We start from the raw sequence: 428 nt of genomic DNA on the forward strand, positions 1-428 counted from the left end.
AGCACCTGCTTTGCAAGCAGGGGGTCATCGGTTCGATCCCGATAAGCTCCACCATCACTTTTTTGGTGTCGAGTAGGACGGATTTTGGTCAATCAACAAAAGAAAGAAACAAGTTTGCAGATTGCTTAGCGCAATTTGCCTGTTCTGTATGAAATAGTGAAGAGAAGATGTAATCGGATCAGCTTTATAGCTGATGTCGCAAGAGCTTGCTCAAGCCTTGCATTATGATTGGACGCCTAACCGCTCCACCGATTGTATCTCGAGAAGCTGGTCTTTCTGCTGATAACATTGAAACTGATGTTTTGATGGATATTGGCAATGAGAGTGATCAAGTGTCTTAAGGGCATTTGGTGGATGCCTTGGCATGCACAGGCGATGAAGGACGTGATACGCTGCGATAAGCGTCGGGGAGGTGCGAATACCCTTTG

Annotated in this window: 1 rRNA gene; it reads left to right on the top strand. The window is 46.3% G+C overall.

The features are described 5' to 3' along the window. Window positions 1–326: 326 nt before the first annotated feature. Window positions 327–428, top strand: a 23S ribosomal RNA gene (locus tag ACOZHT_RS24430); the annotation flags it as partial.

The sequence above is a fragment of the Ochrobactrum sp. EDr1-4 genome, assembly GCF_049199085.1.
Classification (GTDB): domain Bacteria; phylum Pseudomonadota; class Alphaproteobacteria; order Rhizobiales; family Rhizobiaceae; genus Brucella.